This window comes from Polyangium spumosum, assembly GCF_009649845.1.
Taxonomy (GTDB): Bacteria; Myxococcota_A; Polyangia; order Polyangiales; family Polyangiaceae; genus Polyangium; species Polyangium spumosum.
The window spans coordinates 562,544-584,752 of sequence record NZ_WJIE01000005.1 but is presented as its reverse complement, the minus strand read 5'-3'; the positions used below and the strand labels follow the sequence as shown (position 1 = coordinate 584,752).

Below are 22,209 nucleotides of genomic sequence, written 5' to 3'. Positions count from 1 at the left end.
CGCCGCTCAGAACTGCCCGACCAGCGAGAGCCCGGCTCGATTCTGATCCATCATGGGCACGACCGTGACCGAGCTCGGCCAAAGCGCCCGCGCTCCCTTCTTCGGCGTGTTCGGGACCTCCACCGTCTCCGTCGACATGGCGGCGATATCGATGATGGGCGCGGCGAAATACCCGACGAGGGCTCCGATCGCGGCGTACCCCAGGGCATCCAGGCCGTCGCCCGCGCCGGCCATCATCCCGATGAGACCCCCGCCGAGCGGAGCGCCGACGTTGAGGCCGAGGCTCGCGAAACCCTGGCCGACGTTTCCGTGCGCCCAGTGGACGATCGGCCCGCTGAAGACGTGGCCCACGACGCCCAGGTACGAGACCGCGCTCCCCTGGCCGACGAGCGTGATGAGGTCACCCGCGAGGACACCAATCAACGTCTGCCACCCATACCAGCGGGTCACCGTGCGCGTGGACCCCGCCGTGCTCCAGCCGGGGAGCGCGGGGTTGTGGCCCCAGGCGCCGTTCGGCGGAGGAGGATACGCCCCGGGGGGATACGGGGGATACGGGGGATACGCTCCCGGGGGATACGGCGCGTACGGCGCGGCGCCCGGCGGCGGGGCCGGCGGCGGCGGAAGCGAAGCCCCGTTCGCAGCCGTCCCCGCCGGGGGAGGCGGGAGGGGAGCCGCCGGCGGGGGCGGAGCGGGCGCCGTCGCCGCAGGTGGAGGAGGCGGCGGCGACGGCGGAGCCACGTCCGCGGGCTGCGCCTCCGCGCGCGCGGCGAAGGTGATCGTGGTGAGGGCGAGGGCGGGGCCGAGCAGCAGGCGATTGCGCATCGGCGACGAGAATATCAAGAGCCGTGCCAGGCAAAAGCCCGAAAAGGGCGGGCCGCGTCGAAGACCCGACGCGGCTACTTCGCCTCCTTGAGCGCGAGGCTCACGGCCTTCTTGAATTTGCCGAGGGGCTGCGCGCCGGAGATGAAGTACCCATTGATCACGAAGGCGGGCGTGCCCGAGACCTTGGCCTTGTCGGCGGCCGCGAGGTCCGCGTCGATGAGCGCCTTGTGCGTCTGCCCGTCGATCGCGGCGAGGACCTTCTGCACGTCGAGCCCGAGCGCGGCGGCCGTCCTCTCGATCCCGGCGCGGTCGAGCTGCGTCTGGTCCTGGAAAAACGCGTCGTGCATCTTCCAGAATGCGTCATTGCCCTTTTGCTTGTAGGCCTCCATGGCCGCCATCGCCGCGGGCATCGCGTTCTTGTGGAACGGCAGCGGCTTGTTTCGCCAGACGAACCGGAGCTTGCCCGGGAAGGCCGCCTGGAGCTCGTCGAGCGTGGGCCCGACCCGCTTGCAGAACGGGCACTCGAAATCGGAGAAGATCTGCACGACGACCTTCGCGTTCGCCGGGCCGCGGCTCGGGTTGTCCTTCGTGACCGCGGGGACCGGGACCTTCTCGAACGTCGCCGCCTTGCCGTCCTTGATGAGGGTGTCGTAGAGCTTCGCCGCAGGCGTGCCCTTCTTGACCATCACCTCCGCCTTCGTGATCTCCTCGTCGATGAGCGCCTTGAACTTGTCGATCGGCTGGGCGCCCACGAGCCTCCGCCCATTGATGAAGAAATGCGGCGTGCCGGTCGCCTGCACGTCGTCGGCGAGGTCCTGGTCCTGCTCGATACGCGCCTTGTGTTTCTTGTTCTCGATCGCGGCGCTCGCCTTCTTCAGGTCGATCCCGAGGCTCCTGGCGACCGACTCGAGGTCCTCGGGCGCGAGCTTGCCATTCTGGGCGAAGAGCAGGTCGTGCGCCTTCCAGAACGCCGCGTCGCCCTTCTGCGCGCGCGCCTCGAGCGCGAGCTCGGCCGCGGGCTCGGCGTCCTTGTGGAACGGGAGCGGGTTGTTCTTGTACACGATGCGGAGTTTGTCCCCGTAATCGCGGGCGAGCTGCTCGAGCGTCGGCGTGACCTTGATGCAGAACGGGCACTGGAAATCCGTGAACGTCACGAGCGTGACGAGCGCCGTGTTTTTGCCCCGGACAGGCGAGCCGTCGACGGGCACGCGCCAGACGGTCTTCGTGTCCTCCGCAGGCTGGCTCGGCCGCGCGTCGGGCCGGTCCTCGGGCTTCTGGTAGTTCTGCGCCGAGAGCACCGCATAGACCTTCTCGGGCGCCGTCCCGCCCGCGGTCGCCTTGCGCGCGGCCGCGATCTGCTCGTCGATGATGGCGCGGAACTTGTCGACCGGCTGCGCGCCGGAGAGGTGCACGCCGTTGATGAAGAAGGCCGGCGTGCCCATGACGCCGACCTTCTTGCCGAGGTCGATGTCGTCCTGGACCTTCCTTGCAATGTCGCCGCTCGCGAGCGCCGCGTCGATGTTCTTGCGGGTGAGGCCACGCGGGAGCGAGCCGTCGATCACCTGCGGATCGATGCGGCCGGCGAAGAGGGCGTCGTGATAGGCCCAGAACCAGGGCGCGCCTTTCAGCTTGAACACGGCCATCGCCGCCTCGGCCGCGGGGCGCGCGTTCTTGTGGAAATCGAGGGGGAAGTTTTTCCAGACGATCCGGAGCTGGTCCTTGCCGTAGATCCGGGCGAGATCGGCGAGCGTGCCCGCGGCGCGCCCGCAGAAGGGGCACTCGAGGTCGGAGAACGCGACGATCGTGACGGGCGCCTTGGGGCTGCCCCAGCTCGGATCCGCGGCCGTGACGGGCACCGGGCTCTTCGCGCCTTCGCCCGTGTCGACCTCGTTGCCGCCGGTCCAGTTGCCGACCTCCGCCGGGGCCACGGGCCGCGGGGGGAAGCCGCCGACGTCGTCACGCGGGCCGCGGCCGCTGCCTGCCACGGCGAGCTCGCCGTCGCCTTCGCCCCCGGCGCGCGCGGCGCGGGGGAGGGCGGCGCCTTTGTCCGCGCTCTCGGCGCCTTCTTGGGCAGCACCAGCCTGATCCGAAGGCCCCTGGGACCCGGCGCCGGGCGAGGCGGCCTGCGGCGCAGGCGCCGGGCCGCAGGCGATTGCGGCCGAGAGGGCCGTCACGAACCCGATTCGGTAGAGCTTCACGAGCATGGCCGGCACCCTACAAGAAACCCGAACGCGACGCACGCGGCTTGCGCGCCGATCCGCGCGGCTTCAACATCCCCCGGGCGTACCGCTTCCGTCAATGCGCGGCGCGGCCGAAGGAGAGCCCGGGGCCGCGTGGCACGGGGGATGCATCAATTTGTCGCATTGCCTGACCGCAGGAACCGGTGCATGGCTTTCGGACGGAGGTGAGACGTGACTTGTGAACTTGGTACTTCGAGGGGAACGTGGCTCGTCGTGGCGCTTTTTGCCGGGCTCGTCGCCGGATGCGGCGGCGACGGCGAGGGCAGCGGCGGCGCGGGTGGAAGCGGCGGCAGCGGCGGAAGTGGCGGAAGTGGCGGAAGCGGCGGCGGGGCGTCGCTCATGGACGTGGAGATCACGTTCGAGGGGCGCGTCGGGGACAAGGTCTTCGATTGCACCGATACCTACACCCTGGGCAGCACGAACACCGAGGTGCAGATCACCGATTTTCGGCTTTACGTGCACGACGTGCGCCTCCTGCGCAAGGATGGCAGCGAGTTCCCGGTCGATCTCACGCAGGACGGGCTCTGGCAACACGAGGACCTGGCGCTCCTCGATTTCGAGGACAAAACCGGCGCCTGCGCGAACGGCACGAGCGAGACGAACACCACGATCAAGGGCCGGGTGCAGGCCGGGAGCTACCAGGGCATCACGTTCAAGGTCGGGGTGCCTTTCGAGCTGAACCACGCCGACGCGGCGACGGCGCCTTCGCCGCTCAACCTGAGCGCGCTGTTCTGGAACTGGAACGGCGGGTACAAGTTCCTCCGCGTGGACGCGGCGCCCACGGCGGGCGGCGGGGCTTTTAACGTGCACATCGGCAGCACGGGGTGCACGGAGGACGGGTCGGGGGTCGTCACGGCCTGCGACCGGCCGAACCGCCCCGAGGTGCGCCTGACCGACTACGATCCGCTCACGGGCAAGTTCGTGGTCGATTACGCGGCGCTCGTCGCGGAGAGCGACCTCTCGCAGAACGCGGGCGGCGCGCCGGGCTGCATGGGCGGCTTCGACGACCCCGAATGCCAGGCCGTCATGGGCCGGCTCGGCATTCACGTGGACGACGGCTCGGTTCATCCGGACGAACAGAAGCTCTTCTCGGTGGAGTGAATCCATGACAAACCTCACCCTCTCCACCGCCGCGCGCGGCCCGATCGCCGTCCTTTTGCTGTTCGGCTCCGCCGCTGGCTGCGGCGGGGAGGGCGAGGGGCCTCTGCCGCCCGAGCCCCCGGCCCCCGCGGCCTGGGATTTTGGCCTGCCCGCGGGGTACCCGAAGCCCAAGGTGCCGGAGGAGAACCCGATGTCGGCCGACAAGGTCGAGCTCGGTCGGCGCCTCTTTTACGACAAACGTCTGTCCGGGAACGAGACGCAGAGCTGCGCGTCGTGCCACGAGCAGAAGCTCGCGTTCACGGACGGGCGTCCCTCCGGGATCGGCTCGACGGGCGAGGTGCACCCGCGGGGGAGCATGTCGATCGTGAACGTGGGGTATCTGTCCACGCTCACCTGGGCGAACCCCTTGATGACGGAGCTCGAAGAGCAGGCGCTCCTGCCGCTCTTCGGCGAGACGCCGGTCGAGCTCGGGCTCGCGGGAAAGGAAGACGTGCTCCTCGAGCGATTGCGGAAGGAGCCAATCTACGAGGCGCTCTTCCCGAAGGCGTTCCCCGGCGAGGCGGATCCCGTGCGGATCTCGAACGTGGTCCGCGCGATCGGCGCCTTCCAGCGCACCGTGATCTCCTACCGTTCGGCCTGGGATCGTCACAACTACGGGGGCGACGCGAAGGCTTTGACGGACGCGCAGAAGCGGGGCAAGGAGCTCTTCTTCTCGGAGAAGCTCGAGTGCTTCCATTGCCACGGGGGCTTCAATTTCTCGGACTCCGTGGAGCACGACGGAAGCACGTTCACCGAGACGATGTTCCACAACACGGGCCTGTACAACCTCGGCGGCACGGGCGCGTATCCGGAGGAGAACCGCGGGGTCTACGAGATCACGGGCGTGTCCACCGACATGGGCCGGTTCCGCGCGCCGACGTTGCGCAACATCACGCTGACGGCGCCCTACATGCACGACGGCAGCATCACCACGCTCTCGGAGGTGCTCGACCATTACGCGGCCGGCGGTCGCACGATCGCGGACGGGCCGAACGCGGGCGTGGGGAGCCAGAACCCGTACAAGAGCGAGCTCATCAGCGGCTTTTTGTTGACCGAGGAGGAGAAGGCCGACGTGATCGCCTTCCTCGAGGCGCTGACGGACGAGGCGCTGCTCGTGGACCCTCGTTTTTCGGATCCGTGGACAGAGGACGACGCGGGAGGATCGCCGTGAAAAAAATCGGACGAATCGCAGGGATCTTGATGCTCGCGGGCGTGGTGTTCGTCGGGACGAGCGTGGGCGCGTGTGGCGGAGGCGAGGCGGAGGGCCCCACCGAGCCGACCGGGCCGGACCTCTCGGGCGTGATCTACGCAGGCGCGGCGACGGACGAGGCGCTCGCGGCGATGTTGCTCGCGGCGTCGAAGACGGACGCCGCGCAAGGCGTGGTGGTCGATACGCCGGCCGCGGGCGCGACGTTGCCGAAGGACGTGCCGCCGACGATCGAATGGCACGTGAAGGGATCGTCGGCGTCGCGCGAGGTCTCGCCCGGAGAGAGGTTTGTCAGGGCCGCGAAGGTGGTCTCGTCGTTCTGGGGCCCGCGCGAGGCGTGGGCGCACGGGGCGCCGGTGAACGGGCGCGCGTATCTGCTCTCGTTCTCGACGCCGAAGAGCCCCGAGCTCGTGCGTGTCTTCACGACCGAGCTCTCGTACACGTTCGACGCGGCCTCGTGGACGAAGCTCGCGCTCACCGGGGAGCCCGTGACGCTCGTCGTGACGAACGCGATCTTCGAGGACAACCGCGTGGCGCAGGACGGAGGGCCGTTCGCGGGGGAGGCGGTGACGTTTTTGATCGGGCCGTGAGCGCCCTCAGCGCCGCCGCGGGCGCCACACCCCCCGCGGCCTCGTCGGCAAACCCGTCACCGGGAAGAAATCGCGCCCCGAGAAGAGCGGCTTGTCCCTCTCGTTTCGCGCGTAAAACATGTTGATCTCTTTCTTGTAGAAATCGGTGTCCGGGAGGACCGCGCCGAAGCGCCGCGCCTCGAGCGCCTCGCGGATCTCGTTCCGGAGCGCGATCCCGGCCGGGCCGCCGCCGATGCCCAGGATGTCCTGCATCGCCATTTCGTGCGCGAACGGGCGCTTGCCCGCGAGCGCCGGGAGGTGGCCGTGCGCCGGGACCCAGACGTCTCCGGGCAAGGCGGCGAGCGTCTTCACGAACGCGTGGCCCGCCTTCTCGTCGCCGCGGGAAGGCACGAAGCGGCGAGGATCGTAGACGACGCAGGCGAGCTGGAGGGCCGCCACGCCAAACGCCGCGGCGCGCAGGCGGGCGCGATGGGCCTCGGGGGCATTACCGGCGCTCTCCAGGGCCGCGGCGACGCCGAGGCCGAAGAGAATGGCGAGCACGGAGAACGCAGGCATGAGCACGTTCGGCCAGCCGCCGGCGTGCAGCCGCCCGCCCCACGAGGTCCCGAGCGCGCCGGCCGCCGCGAAGAACCAGAAGAGGCGCGCCTTCTTCGCCCCCTCGCCCGAGGCCGCGAGCCAGTAGAGGGCCGCGACGAAGGAGATCACGAGCGGCGCGAAGAGGTCCTCGATCCAGTAATCGACCCACATCGCCGGCACCCGCGGGTGCTGCGAGGGCAAAAAGAAGACGTAATAACGAAACCAGCCACCGTGTAGGCGGTCGAGCGCCAGGGTCGAGAGCCCGATGGCGCCGAAGAGCGCCACGCCAAAAGCGAGCCCACGCCTCCAGCCGTCGGCGAAGAAGGCGTACACGGCGAGCGGCGCCGCCGCCACGAGCATCGATTGCTTCGTGAGGAACGAGAGCAGGAAAAAGGCGACGGCGAGGAGCCGGAAGCCGAGCCCCTCGCGGAATCGCAGCACGTAGAGGCCGCCGAGAAAGAGGAGGAGCGCGAGCGAGTCGACCCGCGCGATATCCATGAAGGCGACGCTCTCGCGGTACGTCCCGGCGAACAACCCCGCCGCGAGGACCGCGGCGAGGCGGCTCTTCGTCTCCCGATGGACGAAGAGGGCGATGAGCCCGAGGCAGCCGAGCGAGGAGAGGAAGGAGACCAGGCGGAGCGAAAAAAAGCCGAGGCCGAAGAGCTTGCTCGCGGCGGCCGAGACGTAGAAGTAGAGGGGCGTGTAGATGAAGGGGACGAATTCGATCGTGGGGCGGTCGTAGAGGCGCTTGCCCGAGAGGATGTGGCGCACGTGGTCGACCGCGCCGCCCTCCATCCATTCGAGCTCGAAGGGATAACGGAGGTGCACGATCGCGAGCACGAGATAGATGACGAGGTACGCGGAGGCGCCCAAGGCCACGAGCCACGGGAGGGCGCGGCCGAGGAAGGCGGGCAGGCGCCGCCAAAGGGAGTGGAGCCGAGCAAGCATCGAGGGGCGCTACCCTAGCGCAGCACGCCCAAAGATTCGAGCACGGCCTCGAGCGAGGAGCGCCCGAGCTGCGAGGCGCGATCGGGGCCGAAGCCGCTCGGGCCTTCCTTGAAAGGCATCTCGATCGTCATGGACAAGCAATCGAAGCGCTCGCCGACCCAGTTGTTGCCGATTCGCAGGTCGCCCTTGCCCGGGTCGTCGGAGCCATAATCGAGCTCCGAAGAAAAACCCCCCTCGCGCCGGGCGAGGCTCCGCGCGAAGCGGCGCTCGAGGTCGTGGAGGCGCTCGGAAAACCCCGGGTTGCCCTCGCAGCCGATGGCGAACGCGACGTCGGCGTGCTCGTCGCCGTGCACGTCGAGGAAGAGGTCGACGCCCGCCTGCTCCATGACGCCACGCGCGGCGAGGATCTCGGGGCTCCCGTCGCGGCTCGGCGCGTGCCATTCACGATTGAGATCACGCCCGGCCGCGTTCGTGCGGAAATTGCCCCGCGTGCTGCCGTCCGGGTTCAGGTTCGGCAGGACGTACACCACGGCCTCGCCGAGCAGCGCGTCGGTGACCGGGTCGTCCTCGGCGAGGAGCCGCGCGAGCGCGCCCTCGACGAACCACGAGCCCATCGTCTCGCCCGGATGCTGGCGCCCCGCGATCCACAAGCGGCGCTTGCCCGGGCCGTCCTCGCCGAGCACGACGAGGTGGATCGGGCGCCCCTCGACGCTCGCCCCGATCGAGAGCACGCGCGCCCGCGGCGAGCGATCGACGACCGCGAGCAGCGCGGACAGCCGATCGAGGGGATAGGCCGCGAAATACGAATAGTGGACCGTGTCGTGATCGGGCCGGTGCCGCAGGACGAGGCGACGGCCGTCGAAATCGGTGGGGACGCGGAACCATCGTTCGAGATCGTAAGAACCAAGCGCGCGGTAGCCGCGGAAGGCGTCGGCGTGCATCGCCTGGCCCGCGTCGACGATGGAGAGCTCGAGGCGCGCGTCGAGGGCGCCTCGCACGCGGAAATGGAACCATTGCCGGATCCCGGCGGCGCTGTCGGCGCGCAAGGAGAGCTCCGCCTCGGCCCCGGGGCGGTGGCCCGACACGACAATGCTCCCGCCGCAGAGGTCGGCGTCGACGTGCATGATGATTATCATGCCACGAACCGCGGACGCGCGGGGGGCGATCTCGCCTATACTCGGCCGCGGAGAGGTCGGATGGCGAAGAGCAGGACGGGCAGCGACAGCAGCGGCGGCGGGATGCCGGAGCCGACGACATGGGCGCGCGCCGTCGTTCTGGGGACGGGGATCCTCGGCGTGACCCTCACGGAGCGCACGCTCTCCGCGAAGAGCCTGGAGGAGCTCGGGCGCAAGGCGCTGGAGGTCGTCCGCGCCATCACGCCCGCGGCGCGCAGGCTCGTGGACGCGCTCGAAGCACGCGCGACCGAGCTCGGCGTCGATCCCGACGCGGACAGGCTTCGCACGGCCCGGAGCGCGCGGGCGCTCTGCGAGTCGATCACGAGCAAGACGCTGCGCGAGGCGCGCGAGATCGTCGAGGCGCTCGCCGCCGCGCGGCTCGAGACGAGCTCGTCGGCCGTGCAGGCGAGCCTCGGCGCCGCAAACGACTCGCTCGAGACGCTCGAGGATCCGCTCGTGCTCGGCGTGCTCAAGCAGCTCGCGGGGCGCGAGAAGCACGACCTCTCGGCCGCGAAGTACCTGCGCGAGGCGCGATCGATCCTGCGTCAGGACGAGATGCGCAGGTCGCTCTCGGTGGAGCTGCGCATGGTGGCGGGCGCGGCGCAGGCCTACCTCCTGAGCGGCACGCCGAGCGCGGACGGAGGCCCGACGCTCGTTCACTTCGAGGACGGCGCGCCCGCGAGGAGCACGGTGCTCGCGAGCGTCGTGGCGCCCGCGGAGGTGCGCATCGAGGCCTCCCGCGGGACGCCGCCGCCGAGCGCGACGCGGGCGCGCCCGGACAGCACGAGGCGCAAGGCGCTCACGAAGACGCTCACCTCGGAGGGCGCTCTGCCGCTCGCGCGGATCGTCGTGGAGCGGCGAGGATCGACGCCCGACAAGAAGACGGCGCGCGCGCTCCTGGTCGAGGCGATGCGAGAGGCCGAGCAGAAGCTCGACGCCGCGAAGGGGCCGATCTTGCTCTCGGTCTCGGTCATGCTCGACGTGAGCGACAAGGGCGCGTGAAGCGTCAGGCGTCGAGCGCGACGTAAAGCACGGGCTCGTCGCGCAGCCACGTGCGCTGGCGGCGCGCGAAGACACGCGTCGCGCGGACGATGGCGTCCTCGAGCTCCTCGCGCCGTATCGAGCCTTCGAGGTGCGCGCGCACCTGCTTGTAGCCGACCGATCCCATGGGCCGCGCCGCGGCGTGGCCCGCGTCGAGCAGCGCGCGCACCTCGTCGATCCAGCCGGCGTCGAGCCACGCCCGGACACGCGCGCGGATCCGCGCGTCGAGCGTCTCGCGGGGCCAGGCGACGCCGACGAGGCGCGCGTCGTGGCGCTTCTCGCGGAAGCCGTGCTCGGCGAACCACTGGCTCTGCGGCTTGCCGGAGAGCTCGTGAATCTCGAGCGCGCGGCTCACGCGGACGAGGTCGTTCGGCGAGAGCCGCGCGGCGCTCTCGGGGTCGACCAAGGCGAGCTTCTCGTGCAGGGCCGCGCGCCCTTCGGCCTCGGCGAACGCGGCGTGGCGCGCGCGGATCGCGGGATCGGCGGGCGGCGCGGGGGCGAGGCCGAAGACGAGGGATTTGATCCAGAGGAACGTCCCGCCGCAGACGATGGGCACGCGGCCGCGGCGCCTCACGTCTTCGATCGCGCGCTCGCCGAGCTCGGCGAAGGTCTGGGCGTCGAGGGGCACGAGCGGATCGGCGACGTCGACGAGGTGGTGCGGGGCGCGCGCGCGCTCCTCGGCCGTGGGCTTGCCGGAGCCGACGTCGTAGCCGCGGTAGATCTGCACGCTGTCGGCGTTGATGATCTCGCCGCCGAAGCGCTCGGCGAGGCGGATCGCGAGCTCGGTCTTGCCGCTCGCGGTGGGGCCGACGACGACGACGAGCTCGCCCTCGCGTGGCGGCTCGATCGTGCGCCACGACGGGGCGTTTTGCGCCATCTCGTTCGGCTCGTCGCGCTCGCCCGGGGTGCGGGCCTCTCGGGGTTCGGGATCGTCGGGGCGCATGGTCGCGTTCGCGAGGAGTCTTCCCTTTCCGCGCGCGGACTTCCTGTAGCATCTGCCGCATGTCCGCCATGTCGCGCTCGGTGTTTTCGTTCGTCTTCGTCGCGTGCCTCGCCGCGCCCGCCGTCGCCTGGGCCGAGGGCGCGCCGCCGCCCGCTCGCCCGATGATGCGCGTGAACCTGCCGGTCGACCTCACGGTGACCGGCGTGGGCGCCGCCGCGTGGATCACGACGGAGATCCTGAAATCGAGGATCGCGCCGGCGACGTGCCGCTGGTGCAGCCCGCCGGGGGGCGACGACGCGATCGCGAGGGGGCTCGGCTGGGACAATCGGAAGACGGCGGCCACGATCAGCGACGTGGGGCTCTTCGGGGTCGCGCCCCTCGCCGCGTTCGGCGGGAGCGCGCTCGTCGTGTACACGAACGGCGGCACGCTCGGGGAGTGGGGGACGGACGCGCTCGTGATCCTGGAGTCGCTCGTCGTCGCGGCCGACCTCACCCAGATCGTGAAGTTCACCGTGGGGCGGGAGCGGCCGCTGCTCGAATATGGCCCCGCGACCGCGGAGGAGCGGAAAAACCGCGACAACAACCTCTCGTTTTTCTCGGGCCACGCCTCGTCCACGTTCTCGCTCGCCGTGTCGAGCGGGATGGTGGCGAGCTTGAAGGGATACCGCGCGGCGCCCTTCATCTGGGCCACGGGGCTCACGATCGCCGCGACGACGGGGTATCTGCGCATCGCCGCGGACAAACATTATTTCTCGGACGTGGTGATCGGCGCGATCGTGGGCTCGGCCGTCGGCTTCGTGGTGCCGTGGCTGCACCGGCCGAGGGCCGACGGTTCGGGGCCGCGGCTCTCGGGGATGAACGCGGGTCCCCTGCCGAGCGGCGGGGCGCTCGTCGGCTTCAGCGGGATGCTCGATTAGATCAGTGGCGCACGTCGACGACGAGCCGCGGCGGCTCGCGGAGCTCGAGCACGCGATACCGGTTCGGCTTGGCGACGCCGAGCACGAAGGAGAGCTCTCCCTCGAAATCGCAGGTCGGCGATAGCTCGAGCAACACCGGCAGCTTCGGGCGCTCGGGGCTCGAGCCCACGGTCGGGCGGCCCGCCTCGTCGTGCGCCCGCGCCGGCGTCATGCGGACCTTCAGCCATCCCTGGCCGGCCATCTCCACGACGTCGCCCGTGCCGCAGCGGCGGACGGGTTTGTCGATGTACTCGATCCGGTAGCCGGGCAATGCGTGCCCGGAGAACTCGAATACGACCCGATCGAACCCCGCGTGGCGCGCGGACCGGACCGAGCGGAGCTCGACCGTGTGCACCTCGGCGATCTTCTTTTCGGTGGCCGCGGCCGTCCCCTCGAACACCTCGGGCGCCGTCTCCCCGGGCTCCTTCGCCCCCTGCGTGGGCGCGGCCGGCGGCGGCGTCGGGGCCGGCGCGGCGGTCTCGGCGGGAGGCGGCGCGGGCGCTTGGGCCACGCTTGGCGCCGTGGCCGTGGTGGCTTCGGCCGGCGGCTTCGTGGCGTCGGGCGCGGCGTCGCGGCAGGCGAAGAGCATCGGGCTGGCGAGCAGGAGCAGGAGGGGCGTACGCATGGGATTTGCTCCGTGTCCGTTCGGCGCGAGGGGCCTTGGCGCAAGGGCCTCGGGGCGCGCGGTAAGGACGACGTCGCTCGGCCGATTAGCCGGCCTCCGGCCTCACGTCAACACGGGCGCGGGCCCGCGCGGGAGCTCCGCGCGGGCCCGCTGGAAATCAGTATCGGCGTCCGGGGCGCCCTCGGTCCTCGAGGAGGCGCGCCGAATGTGGCGCGCCATCGGCCGACGCGCTCGACGTCTGCGCGCTCCCCGAAGCAGAGGACCCCTTCGATTCCACGATCCACGAGGCGACGCCGAGCAGCGTGGCGCTGAGCAGCACGAATGCCGCGACCACGGCGACAAGCATGGGCATGCGAATACGAACGCCGTCGAAATGATGCATCGCGAGCGTCACGAAGACCTCCCTCACGCAATGGACGGATCGCAGGAGCGCCAGCGGGCGCGCGTGTTTGCGCCATCACCCGGCCCCTCGAGGATCCGCCCGATGGATCATGCCCGCCCGATCTCGAGCAGCACGTTCATCGTCCGTTGAACGGCGCACATGATAACGCGGACGCGGGCAATTTCCAGCGAAATGCAGGGGTCGATCGGACAGGGAATGTCCGATCTGCGGCGTGGGCTACTTCACCCGGGAGGGCGCAGGGAGCTCTGGAGGGCCGGCCGGGGGAGGGCGCGCCGGCCGGCCTTCAGGGACAACCCGCGTTTTCGAGGTAATGGACGTGGTAACAACACTCGTCGTTCGAGGGCGGCAGGTCGCAGACGACCTGGCGGAGCGCGGGCTCTCCGCAGCAGGCCGCGGGGCTCGTCTCGGCGCAGACGCCCATCACCTTCGCGAGGGTGCCGAGCAGGACCGGGCTCGTCTCCGCGGGCGGGCAAAAGTCGCCGTCCATGGTGACGCAGACGGCGACGAGCTTGCCGATCTTGGGCTCCTCGCCGCACTGGAGGGTATCGTCGCCGCCGCTGCCGCTGCCGCCTGCGCCGCCTGCGCCGCTGCCGCCGCCGCCGGTCGCGCCTCCGCCGTCGATGACGACCTTGGAGCCGCACGCCGCGAAGGCCAAGGGCAAGGCCAGGAGCACGGCGGCGCGGCTGAGGGGATGGACGGCGAGGAAGCGGAAACGTTCGAGCATGGTGGGTCTCCCGGCTGTGCGTCGCGGATAGAGGCTTTTGGCCCCGCGGTCCTGACAAGTCCAGTTTCCGTGTAGGATGGCCCCGCGGCCTGGCCTTCGGTCATGCGGCCCCGCGGAGGATCGGCGGATGGTTCAGGTGAACGAGGTGATCGACGGGCAGTACCGGATCCTCCGGCGCATCGGCGAAGGCGGGCACGGCACCGTCTACGAGGCCGAGGACCTCGACATCGGTGCGCCCGTGGCCGTCAAATTCCTGCGCCCCGAGGTCGCGGACGAGCCCGAGTTCGCGACCCGCCTGCGGAGGGAGGCGCGCGCGATGGGCGCCTTGTCGGGCACGAGCGCCGTGCAGATCTTCGCGCTGAACCGCTCGAAGGCCGGGCAGATGTACCTCGTGATGGAGCTCCTGCGCGGCAAGGACTTCGAACATTTCCTCGTCGATCACGAGCGCGACATCGGCAGGCTCTCGCGCTCGAGGCTCTTCGAACTGCTCTCGCCGATCGTGGACACGCTCGACGTCGCGCACCAGCGGGGGATCGTGCACCGCGACATCAAGCCGGCGAACATCTTCGTGCTCGATTCGACGGCGCGGGGGCCGGTGCGGTTGCTCGATTTTGGCCTCGTCAAGGTGCTCGCGGTGTCGACGCCGCTCACGCAGGACGGGCTCGTCGTGGGGTCGCCGTCGTACATCGCGCCCGAGGGCTGGCAAGGTCGGCCCGACCGGGTCACGCCGGCGGCGGACGTGTACGCGCTCGGCGCCGTGATCTTCCGCGCGCTCGCCGGTCGGGTGCCGTTCCCCGCGGAGACGTTGATCGACGTGGTGAAAATGAGCACGCGCGGAGAGCGGCCGAGCCTGCACGCGCTGCGGCCGGATTTGCCCATTGCGATCGACGCCTGGGTCGAGCGCGCGCTCGCCATCGAGCCGGAGCGCCGCTTTCCGACCGTGCGAGAGCTGTGGCTGCCGCTCGTGGGCATGCTCGGGCGCGGCGGCGCGGGCTGATCAGGGGGCGGGCAGCGTCACCTCGAGCAGCTCGTTCGGCCCGGAGACCTTCTCGCCGTACTGATTGTCGACGATCAGGAGGGCGTGGGCGTCGTCCTTCCAGACGATCCCCTCGAAATTGCGCTTGCCGTCATTCGAAAACGGCGCGAGGTCGACGAGCACACGAGGCTCGATCGGGGCCGAGGCCCCCGGGCCCTTCGTGGGCAGGACGAAGGAGAGGATCCGCGAAACCGCGAAATGACGCTCGACCGCCAGCACCTCGATGAGGTCGTCCCCGCGGGCCCGGCAATCGAGGCCCGAGATCTTTCCTTTTTCGTCCTTCGTGCTGGTGAGCGCGAGGCGGAAGGCGGCTCGGTCGCCCGTCTCCGGGTCGATTCGCTCGATCGGCGCGTATCGCTTCGAGCCCTCGCCCTTCAGCGCATTCTCGATGGCCACGACGATCCGCCCCGACGCGGCGCAGAGGCCCTCGATGCCGTGCCCCTCGTCGCATTTCGTGTCCCAGTCCTGGAGCGGGACGTCGAGCGTCCGCTTGACCCGCGCCGCGTCGCCCTCGCGCTCCGCGAGCAGGATCCGATCCGCGCCGGTCTTCGAGCAACCACCCTCGGTGCCGATCACGAACGTGTCGCCCGAGAGCCACGCGAGCGACTCGAAATCGAGGCCCTCGGGCGCGCCGCTCACCAGGGTTTGCCGGGCCGCAGCGCCGCTCGGCGAGAGCTCGATCAGGAGGGGCACGCGCTCGGTCATCGTGAAGAGCGCGCCCGAGGGGCCCACCGCGAGCGACGAGAGGCCCACGGCGTCCGTCCCGGTCACGAGGATCTGTCGCGGCACGCCGCCGTCGCCCAGAGGGACGGGCGAGGAGCGCGACGGGCACGCGAGGTGGGAGAGCGCGGCGGACGCGAGCAGGAGGCGCGAGAGTTCGGATCGCACGGCCCGATGATATCCGGATCACGCTGCGCGTCTCCGATCCTCGGCTACGATGCCTCGGCCCGATGACCCTCGACCTCGGTGTGCTCATCTCCGGCCGCGGCTCCAACCTCCAGGCGATCCTCGACGCGATCGCGGCAGGGAAGCTCGACGCGCGCGTCCGCCTGGTGATCTCGAACCGCCCCGGCGCGCCGGGCCTTCGACGCGCAGAGGAGGCCGGCGCGCCGACGGCCGTGATCAGCCACAAGGATCACCCGGACCGCGCCTCGTTCGACGCCGCGCTCGTGACCGCGCTCCAACAAGCCGGCGTGACGTGGGTGGTGCTCGCGGGCTTCATGCGGATCGTCACGAGCGTCCTGCTCGACGCGTTCCCCGGCCGGGTGATCAACATCCACCCCTCGCTCTTGCCCGCGTTCCCCGGCGTGAGCGCGCAGGGGCAGGCGCTCGCGCACGGCGTGCGGATCACGGGCTGCACGGTGCACCTCGTCGACGCCGGGACGGACACGGGGCCGATCCTCGCGCAAGCCGCGGTGCCGGTGCTGCCGGACGACACGGAGGAGCGTTTGTCCGCGCGGATCCTCGCCCGCGAGCACGAGCTCCTCGTGCACGTGCTCTCCGCGATCGCCGCGGAGAAATTCGCGGTGCGCCCGTCGGCGACGCCTTCGGGCCCGTCTCGCGTCGAGCTCGTGGGCGTCCCGAGCGCGCTCGGCGTCGTGGTGGACGATTGAGGGAGAGCGCGTCGTGACCTCGAAGCATTTCGACGTCGTGGTCCTCGGTCGATCGCTCGGCGCGCTCGTGACGGCGGCGCTGCTCGCGCGGCGCGACTTCACGGTGCTCGTGCTCGGCCAGGGAGGGCGGCCGGCGAGCTACAAGCTCGGACCGCGCACGCTGCAGAGGCGCGCCTTCACCATGCTCGCGGCGAGCTCGCCGGCGTGGACACGCGTGCTCGTGGAGCTCGCGCAGTCGCAGACGTGGAAGCGGCGCGTGGTGCCGGCGAGCCCGATGATGCAGGTGCTCGCGCCGCGGCGCAGGCTCGACATCCCGCCCGACCTCGTGCTGTTCGGCCGCGAGATCGACCGCGAGATGCCCGAGGTGCGCCGCGTGGTCGACGACCTCTACGCCGAGCTCGCCCGCGTGAACGGCGCCGCCGACGAGGCCTTCGAGAGGGACGCGGTCTGGCCCCCCGGTACGTTCTGGGAGCGGCGCGAGACGGGGCGTTATGCCGCGATGCTGCCCTACGTGCGCGCCGAGCCAGACGCGGATCTCCTGGTCGAGCTGCCGCGCGGGCACTTCTTCCGCCAGGTGGTGACGTCCTCGGTGGCGTTCGCGACCGACCTCTCCTCGCTCCCGCCGCCCTTCGCCGTGGCGCGCCTGCACGGCGCCTGGACCCGCGGCCTCTACACGCTGCCCGGCGGCGAGGACGAGCTCGAGCAGTTCATGGTCGATCGCATCGCGGCGCATGGCGGTCGTTGCATGCTCTCCGCCCGCGCGCGGGCGCTCCACCTGCGGCGAGGCTCGGCCGCGGGGGTGGTCGTCGACGGCGACGATGGGCCGACGGGCGCGAGCTTCGTGATCACCGACCTCGACGGCGAGGGCCTCGCGGCGCTCTCCGGGGGCGAGGGCATCCACAAGCGCGCCCAGCGCGAGTGGCCGCGGATCACGTCCTCCGTCGGGAGGTTCGTCGTCTCGCTCGTCGTCCGCGACGAGGGTTTGCCCGCGCCCCTCGGGGTGGAGAGCTTCGTCCTGCCCGGCGATCGACCTGCGCTGCGGCCCGCGGCGCGCACGGCTCCCGGCGCCGGGCCCCGCTCGAGCGCGCCGCCGGCCGCGCACCGCCCGGTGATCCACCTCGAGCGACACGTGATGCCCGGCGTGAAGGGCGAGTCGCTGCTCGTCGCGGAGGTCCTCTTGCCCGATCGGAGCCCGATCCCGCTCGTTGGCATGCGCGAGGTGGTGCTCTCGACGCTCGCGGCGGAGCTACCGTTCCTCGAGCGACACCTGCGCGTGGTCGACTCGGTGCACGACGGCCTGCCGGTCTGGGTGTACGAGGAGGGCCGCTTTCGCCCGGTGGATCGGGCCTCGCTCACGGGCGCGTCGACCTCGCCCGAGCCCATGGTCCGGCAGCTCGAGGTCGACCCGCCGGGGTATCTCGGGCTCGGCGGCGAGCCGATCCGAGGGCCGATCGAGCGCACGCTCCTCGTGGGTCGCAGCGTCTTGCCGGGCCTCGGTCAGGAGGGGCAGCTCCTCGCCGCGTGGGGCGCAGCACGGCTCGTCACGCGCACCGACCGCCGCAAGGAGAAGATGCGGCGGGACATGTGGAGCAAGGTCGAGATCGGTTGAGCCACGTCACCGCATAATTGCGGAACGAGCCCAAGGGAGGCTAACGTGGTCGCGCGTAGGAGAGAGAGCGGGAAGATGACCATGCGCGCACCCCGATACGGTCTGGCGACGACGCTCGCGTTCGCGACGTTGATGTCCGTCGGAGCGGCCCAGGCCTCCGAGCCCGGGCCCGATACGCTGCCGATCCACATCATCTCGATCCAGACGATGGACGCCGACGATCAGGCCGAGGCGCTGACGAAGGCGCTGCGGAACGCGGTCAGGGCGACGCCGGGCTGGTCGCAGGGCGAGGGGGACTATTCGCTCGAGGTGCTGACGCTCTCGCTGAAGTGCCCGGATCCGCCGGACGCGAGCTGCCAGTCGCGTATCGCCGATCAGATCCGCGCCGACCGGTACGTGTGGGGCAAGCTCGACAAGGGCAAAGGCGGCAACGTCAGCGGCGAGCTGCATTTCTGGGTCCGCGGCAAGGGCACGACGGACCACAAGGTCGAGTACAGCGCGAACCTGACCGAGGCGCAGGACGAGGCGCTGCGGAAGATCGCCTCCGACGCGCTGAACAAGCTCACGGACGGCCCGCCCAAGGGCGAGGTGAAGGTCAAGGCGGGCAGCGTGGCCGGTCAGGTCTTCGTCGACGGCCAGCCGCTCGGCGCGCTCACCAACGGCGAAGGTACGTTCTTCGTCCCCTCGGGCACGCACAGCCTCGTGGTGAAGGCGCCCGGATACGCCGACATGTCCACGGACATCACGGTCAAGCCGAACTCGCCGACGGACGTGGTCGTCGCGCCCGTCCCCGCCGGTGACACCACGCCGACGAACTGGAAGCGCATCGGCGGCTTCGCCGCGATCGGCGCGGGCGTCGCGTTCGGCGCGGTCGGGATCTACGGCACCGCGACGGTGAACGGCGTCAACAACGACGACGGCTACAAGCAGAACCAGAATCTCTACGAGACGAACACGAACATCTGCGACGTCGCGCGGGGCACGGGCAGCGTCGAGACCGGCTTCGACCGGCCCTACGTCGCCGACCAGTGCTCGAAGGGCGAGACGGGTCAGCTCCTGCAGCTCATCTTCTACCCGCTCGCGGCCATCGCCGCCGGCGCGGGCGTCTTCCTCGTCGCCACGAGCGCGAAGACCACGAAGGAAAAACCCGTCGCGGGCCTCATGATCCTGCCCCGCGTCGATCACACCGGCGGCAAGCTCGACGTGGGCTTCCGCTTCTGAGCGCGCCACCCGCGCCTGCCATCTTCCCACTGCCATGCGCGTGATCGGGGGCTCGCTCGGCGGACGCAGGCTCGTCGCCCCGTCCGGTCACGCCACGCGCCCGACGAGTGATCGCGTGCGCGAGGCGCTCTTCAACGTGCTCGGCGACGTCTCGGGCGCGAGCGTGCTCGACCTCTACGCAGGCACGGGCGCGCTCGGGATCGAGGCGCTCTCCCGGGGCGCCTCGCGCGTGGTGTTCGTCGAGAACGGCCGCCCCGCGCTCGCCGCGCTCCAGAAGAACCTCGCCTCGCTCGGGATCGACGGCGCTTGCCGGGTGATCACGCAGCCCGTCACGCGCGCCCTCGCCGCGCTCGTGCCGCTCGGCCCCTTCGACCTCATCCTGCTCGACCCGCCGTACGCCGCGCTCGTGGAGGCGGCGCGTGTGCTCGAAGCGCTCACCGTCGAGGCGTCGCGCCTCGTCTCGCCCGGGGCCCGCGTCGTGCTCGAGCACGCGAGCCGCGACGCCCCGCCCGCGCCTCCGCGCCTCGTGCGCGACGAGACGCGGATCTATGGCGATACCGCGATCTCCCTGTACACGCCCGCGGAGGACGTTCCCTCCGGGTCCGCAGATGGGTAAGGTAAGGTGTCGCTTCGCGAGAGAGCGCACGCCGCGCGCTCGCGTTTTCCCCTTTCCAGCCATGAGCACCACCTCGATGAAACCCCTCGCTTCTCCGAACGGTATCCGCATGGCCTCCCCGCTCCTCGCGGCGATCTTCGCGGCGCTGCTCCTCTGCGGCGTCTCGGCGTGCGCGTCCGAGGAGGGCACGACGCCGGACTGCAACCGGGACATCGACGGGAACGGGGCGATCGACAACGAAGAGAGCTGCAACCCGTTCGCCGTCTGCGTGGTCAACGGCGACGTCAAGGCCCCCGCCGAGTGCTGCAAGGACCTCCAGGGCTTCGAGCGCGACGCCTGCCTCTACGGCTACGGCGTGGAGGTCAACCAAGGCCAGGGCGGTGGCGGCGGCAGCGGCGGCGGCAGCGGCGGCGGCAACTAGCCACGCGCGGCCATCCATGAACGAGCCCGCTGACGAGGGGGTCGAGAGCCCTCTGCCCGACGGCGTCCTTCTCACCGTCGCCTACGACGGCCGCAGCTTCTCGGGGTTCGCGCACCAGCCCGAGCGCCGCACGATCGCCGGCGAGCTGCTCGCCGCGCTCCGAGCCCTCGACCCCACGATCCGCGAGATCCGCGGGTCGAGCCGCACCGACGCGGGCGTCCACGCCTTCGGCCAGCGCGTCGCCTTCGACCCCTCCCGCGTGATCCCGCCGCGGGGCTGGGTCCTCGGCACGGCGAGGCACTTGCCGCGGGAGATCGCGGTGCGCCGCGCCTCGCTCGTGCCGCGCGGCTTCACGCCCCGGTTCGCGAACAAGGGCAAGCGCTACCGGTATCTGCTCCTGCGGGACCTCGTGCGAGACCCGTTCCTCGAAGGTCGCGTCTGGCGCGTGGAGCAGCTCGGCGACGACGCTTCGATCGCGCGCGCCGCCGCCGAGGCGAGCCTCGCCCTCGGCACGCACGATTTCGCGGCCTTCCGCTCGGCCGCCGACCCCCGGGAGAACACGGTGCGGACGATCCGGCGCCTCGTGGTGGAGGTCGACCGGGACGATCCTCGCCTCGTCCGGATCGAGGTCGAGGGTGACGCGTTCATGCACAACATGGTGCGGATCCTGGTGGGGACGCTCGTGGACGTCGCGCGGGAGCGGCTCGCGCCGGGCGCCGTGACGCGCGCGCTCGCCTCGAAGCGCCGGGAGGACGCGGGCATCACGGCGCCGCCGGACGGGCTCTATCTGGTCTCGGTCGCGCTCGCCGACGAGGGGCGCGACGCGTGGCCGGTCGAGCCGGAGACGTGAGAGGCGCGCGTCTTCCGCGTGCCTTTTCGGGCCTCGGGGATCCATAATCGAGCGACTGCCTTCCTCGGAGGAACGATGCGCCCTCGCTGCATGCTCGCCTCGATGCTGGTGATGGTCGGGCTCGGCTCGGCCTCTTCGGACGCCCTCGCGCAGGCCGCGCCGCCGCGCCCGAAAGCACCTCTGCCCGCGCCGTCCGCGAGGGGTTTGCCCACGGCGGCCGACGTGCGCGCGCTCGGCGATACGTTCGTCGCGGTCGCCGAGAAGACGAGCCCTGCCGTCGTGCAGATCGACGTCACCGTCGCGAACGGCGAGCCCTCCGCGGGCCGCTGGTTCCGCACCGACGCGACGACACGTGGCATGGGCTCGGGCGTGATCTTCTCGGCCGACGGCGCGATCCTCACGAACAACCACGTCATCGAGGCCGCGCGCGCCATCAACGTGCGCCTCAAGGACGGGCGCACCTTGCCTGCGCGCGTGGCCGGCCGTGACCCTGCGACGGACCTCGCCGTGCTCCGCGTGGACGCGACGAACCTGCCCGTCGCCACGTTCGCCAACAGCGACGCGGCGCGCGTCGGCGAGTGGGTCGTGGCGATTGGCTCGCCCTTTGGCCTCGGCCACACCGTGACCACGGGCGTGCTCAGCGCGAAGGGCCGCGGCGGCGTGGGGATGAACGCGATCGAGGACTATCTGCAGACCGACGCGAGCATCAACCCGGGCAACTCGGGCGGGCCGCTCGTGAACCTCGACGGGCAGGTGCTCGGGATCAACACGATGATCGTGAGCAAGGGGCAGGGCATCGGCCTCGCCGTACCTTCGAACATCGCGCGCCGCGTGGCGCAGCAGATCCTGAAGACGGGGCACGTGATGCGCGTGTGGATCGGCGTCGGGATCCAGGACCTCACGCCGCAGCTCGCGGCCGAGATCCCGAGCGCGCCGCACGCGGGGGCGCTCGTCAACACCGTGGTGGCCGGCGGGCCGGCGCAGAAGGCGCACCTCGAGCCGGGTGACATCGTCACGAAGATCGGCAGCCGCTCGATCGCCGACGCGCAGGACGTGATCCGCGAGCTCTTCCTGCACGACGACGGCGAGGTGCTGCCGATGGAGGTGTTCCGCGCGGGCAAGCGTTACCAGACGAAGGTGACGCTCGAAGCGAAGAGCGAGTCCTCGCCGCCGGCCTTGCCGGTCCAGCGGAAGGTGTCGAGCCCGCAGGGCCTCGGGATCACGCTGCGGGACGTGGACGGCGACGGCGGCAGCACGCTCGCGCAGATCGTGGCCGTGTCGCCGGACTCGCCGGCGGATCGAGCGGGGCTCAAGCGCGGCGACGTGGTGCTCGAGGCGGACTTCTCGCGCCTGCCGACGTCGGCGGACGTGCAGAAAGCCGCGCAGGACGGGCGTCTCCTGCTCCGGGTTCGTCGCGACAAGGCGACGTTCTACACGGCGGTGCGTTAGGTCC

22 protein-coding genes are annotated in these 22,209 nt (G+C 70.9%); 13 read left to right on the top strand and 9 right to left on the bottom strand.

The annotated features are described in order from the left end of the window. Positions 1–6: 6 nt before the first annotated feature. Together GF068_RS19775 and GF068_RS19770 are read right to left on the bottom strand one after the other, a co-directional pair. The gene (locus GF068_RS19775; RefSeq protein ID WP_153820960.1) at positions 7–822 is read right to left on the bottom strand and encodes a hypothetical protein; all 816 of its coding nucleotides are present in this window, start codon (positions 820–822) and stop codon (positions 7–9) included. Positions 823–896: 74 nt separating this feature from the next. After that, positions 897–3,026: a DsbA family protein gene (locus GF068_RS19770; RefSeq protein ID WP_153820959.1), complete on the bottom strand. Its 2,130-nt coding sequence runs from the start codon at positions 3,024–3,026 to the stop codon at positions 897–899. A 249-nt stretch (positions 3,027–3,275) separates the two neighbouring features. Here GF068_RS19770 and GF068_RS19765 point away from each other — a divergent pair, with 249 nt between their 5' ends. Genes GF068_RS19765 through GF068_RS19755 form a run of 3 tightly spaced genes read left to right on the top strand, consistent with a single transcriptional unit; the run spans position 3,276 to position 5,999 of the window. Next, positions 3,276–4,163: an MbnP family copper-binding protein gene (locus tag GF068_RS19765; protein ID WP_170319579.1), complete on the top strand. Its 888-nt coding sequence runs from the start codon at positions 3,276–3,278 to the stop codon at positions 4,161–4,163. Between the two features lie 4 nt (positions 4,164–4,167). After that, positions 4,168–5,373, top strand: coding sequence for a methanobactin export MATE transporter MbnM (locus tag GF068_RS19760; RefSeq protein ID WP_153820957.1), 1,206 nt, complete (start codon positions 4,168–4,170; stop codon positions 5,371–5,373). Beyond that, entirely contained in the window at positions 5,370–5,999 is a 630-nt protein-coding gene (locus GF068_RS19755; protein ID WP_153820956.1) for a hypothetical protein, read from the top strand. Before GF068_RS19760 ends, GF068_RS19755 begins: the two co-directional genes overlap by 4 nt. Before the next feature lie 6 nt (positions 6,000–6,005). Here GF068_RS19755 and GF068_RS19750 read toward each other — a convergent pair whose 3' ends face one another. Next, complete coding sequence (locus GF068_RS19750) at positions 6,006–7,523, bottom strand: glycosyltransferase family protein (protein WP_153820955.1); 1,518 nt, start codon at positions 7,521–7,523, stop codon at positions 6,006–6,008. Between the two features lie 14 nt (positions 7,524–7,537). Continuing rightward, on the bottom strand, positions 7,538–8,647 hold the full coding sequence (locus tag GF068_RS19745; RefSeq protein WP_170319578.1) for a M14 family metallopeptidase: 1,110 nt from the start codon (positions 8,645–8,647) through the stop codon (positions 7,538–7,540). Between the two features lie 72 nt (positions 8,648–8,719). On the opposite strand from GF068_RS19745, the gene GF068_RS19740 reads away from it, so the two are divergent. Further along, entirely contained in the window at positions 8,720–9,700 is a 981-nt protein-coding gene (locus GF068_RS19740; protein ID WP_153820953.1) for a BREX-2 system ATPase PglY family protein, read from the top strand. Between the two features lie 4 nt (positions 9,701–9,704). Here GF068_RS19740 and miaA read toward each other — a convergent pair whose 3' ends face one another. After that, a complete protein-coding gene (gene miaA, locus GF068_RS19735) occupies positions 9,705–10,682 on the bottom strand; it encodes a tRNA (adenosine(37)-N6)-dimethylallyltransferase MiaA (RefSeq protein ID WP_240807049.1) in 978 nt (325 codons plus the stop codon). 59 nt (positions 10,683–10,741) lie between these two features. Between miaA and GF068_RS19730 the strand changes: the two genes are divergently transcribed. Next, the gene (locus tag GF068_RS19730; RefSeq protein ID WP_153820952.1) at positions 10,742–11,599 is read left to right on the top strand and encodes a phosphatase PAP2 family protein; all 858 of its coding nucleotides are present in this window, start codon (positions 10,742–10,744) and stop codon (positions 11,597–11,599) included. A gap of 1 nt (position 11,600) precedes the next feature. Here GF068_RS19730 and GF068_RS19725 read toward each other — a convergent pair whose 3' ends face one another. From GF068_RS19725 to GF068_RS19715, 3 genes are all read right to left on the bottom strand, one after another. After that, the gene (locus tag GF068_RS19725) at positions 11,601–12,263 is read right to left on the bottom strand and encodes an AMIN-like domain-containing (lipo)protein (protein WP_153820951.1); all 663 of its coding nucleotides are present in this window, start codon (positions 12,261–12,263) and stop codon (positions 11,601–11,603) included. Positions 12,264–12,420: 157 nt separating this feature from the next. Beyond that, positions 12,421–12,657, bottom strand: a complete 237-nt coding sequence (locus GF068_RS19720; RefSeq protein ID WP_153820950.1) for a hypothetical protein — start codon at positions 12,655–12,657, stop codon at positions 12,421–12,423. 292 nt (positions 12,658–12,949) lie between these two features. Continuing rightward, a complete protein-coding gene (locus GF068_RS19715; RefSeq protein WP_153820949.1) occupies positions 12,950–13,390 on the bottom strand; it encodes a hypothetical protein in 441 nt (146 codons plus the stop codon). Between the two features lie 127 nt (positions 13,391–13,517). On the opposite strand from GF068_RS19715, the gene GF068_RS19710 reads away from it, so the two are divergent. Next, positions 13,518–14,387: a serine/threonine-protein kinase gene (locus GF068_RS19710; RefSeq protein ID WP_170319577.1), complete on the top strand. Its 870-nt coding sequence runs from the start codon at positions 13,518–13,520 to the stop codon at positions 14,385–14,387. Here GF068_RS19710 and GF068_RS19705 read toward each other — a convergent pair whose 3' ends face one another. Then, positions 14,388–15,314, bottom strand: a complete 927-nt coding sequence (locus GF068_RS19705) for an esterase-like activity of phytase family protein (RefSeq protein WP_153820947.1) — start codon at positions 15,312–15,314, stop codon at positions 14,388–14,390. Between the two features lie 62 nt (positions 15,315–15,376). On the opposite strand from GF068_RS19705, the gene purN reads away from it, so the two are divergent. The 7 genes from purN to GF068_RS19670 all read left to right on the top strand — a co-directional run bounded on the left by purN (position 15,377) and on the right by GF068_RS19670 (position 22,205). Continuing rightward, on the top strand, positions 15,377–16,039 hold the full coding sequence (purN, locus tag GF068_RS19700) for a phosphoribosylglycinamide formyltransferase (protein ID WP_153820946.1): 663 nt from the start codon (positions 15,377–15,379) through the stop codon (positions 16,037–16,039). 13 nt (positions 16,040–16,052) lie between these two features. Further along, complete coding sequence (locus GF068_RS19695) at positions 16,053–17,648, top strand: phytoene desaturase family protein (RefSeq protein WP_240807047.1); 1,596 nt, start codon at positions 16,053–16,055, stop codon at positions 17,646–17,648. A gap of 81 nt (positions 17,649–17,729) precedes the next feature. Then, positions 17,730–18,869: a PEGA domain-containing protein gene (locus GF068_RS19690; protein ID WP_170319576.1), complete on the top strand. Its 1,140-nt coding sequence runs from the start codon at positions 17,730–17,732 to the stop codon at positions 18,867–18,869. A gap of 34 nt (positions 18,870–18,903) precedes the next feature. Further along, complete coding sequence (rsmD, locus tag GF068_RS19685; RefSeq protein WP_153820944.1) at positions 18,904–19,485, top strand: 16S rRNA (guanine(966)-N(2))-methyltransferase RsmD; 582 nt, start codon at positions 18,904–18,906, stop codon at positions 19,483–19,485. A gap of 109 nt (positions 19,486–19,594) precedes the next feature. Further along, positions 19,595–19,906 carry a hypothetical protein gene (locus GF068_RS19680; protein ID WP_153820943.1) on the top strand — a complete coding sequence of 104 codons (312 nt, stop codon included), beginning with the start codon at positions 19,595–19,597 and terminating at the stop codon, positions 19,904–19,906. 16 nt (positions 19,907–19,922) lie between these two features. Then, positions 19,923–20,756: a tRNA pseudouridine(38-40) synthase TruA gene (gene truA / locus GF068_RS19675; protein ID WP_153820942.1), complete on the top strand. Its 834-nt coding sequence runs from the start codon at positions 19,923–19,925 to the stop codon at positions 20,754–20,756. Between the two features lie 75 nt (positions 20,757–20,831). Beyond that, positions 20,832–22,205 (top strand): trypsin-like peptidase domain-containing protein, encoded by a 1,374-nt coding sequence (locus GF068_RS19670; protein WP_153820941.1) that lies wholly within the window; start codon positions 20,832–20,834, stop codon positions 22,203–22,205. The last annotated feature ends 4 nt before the right edge of the window (positions 22,206–22,209 follow it).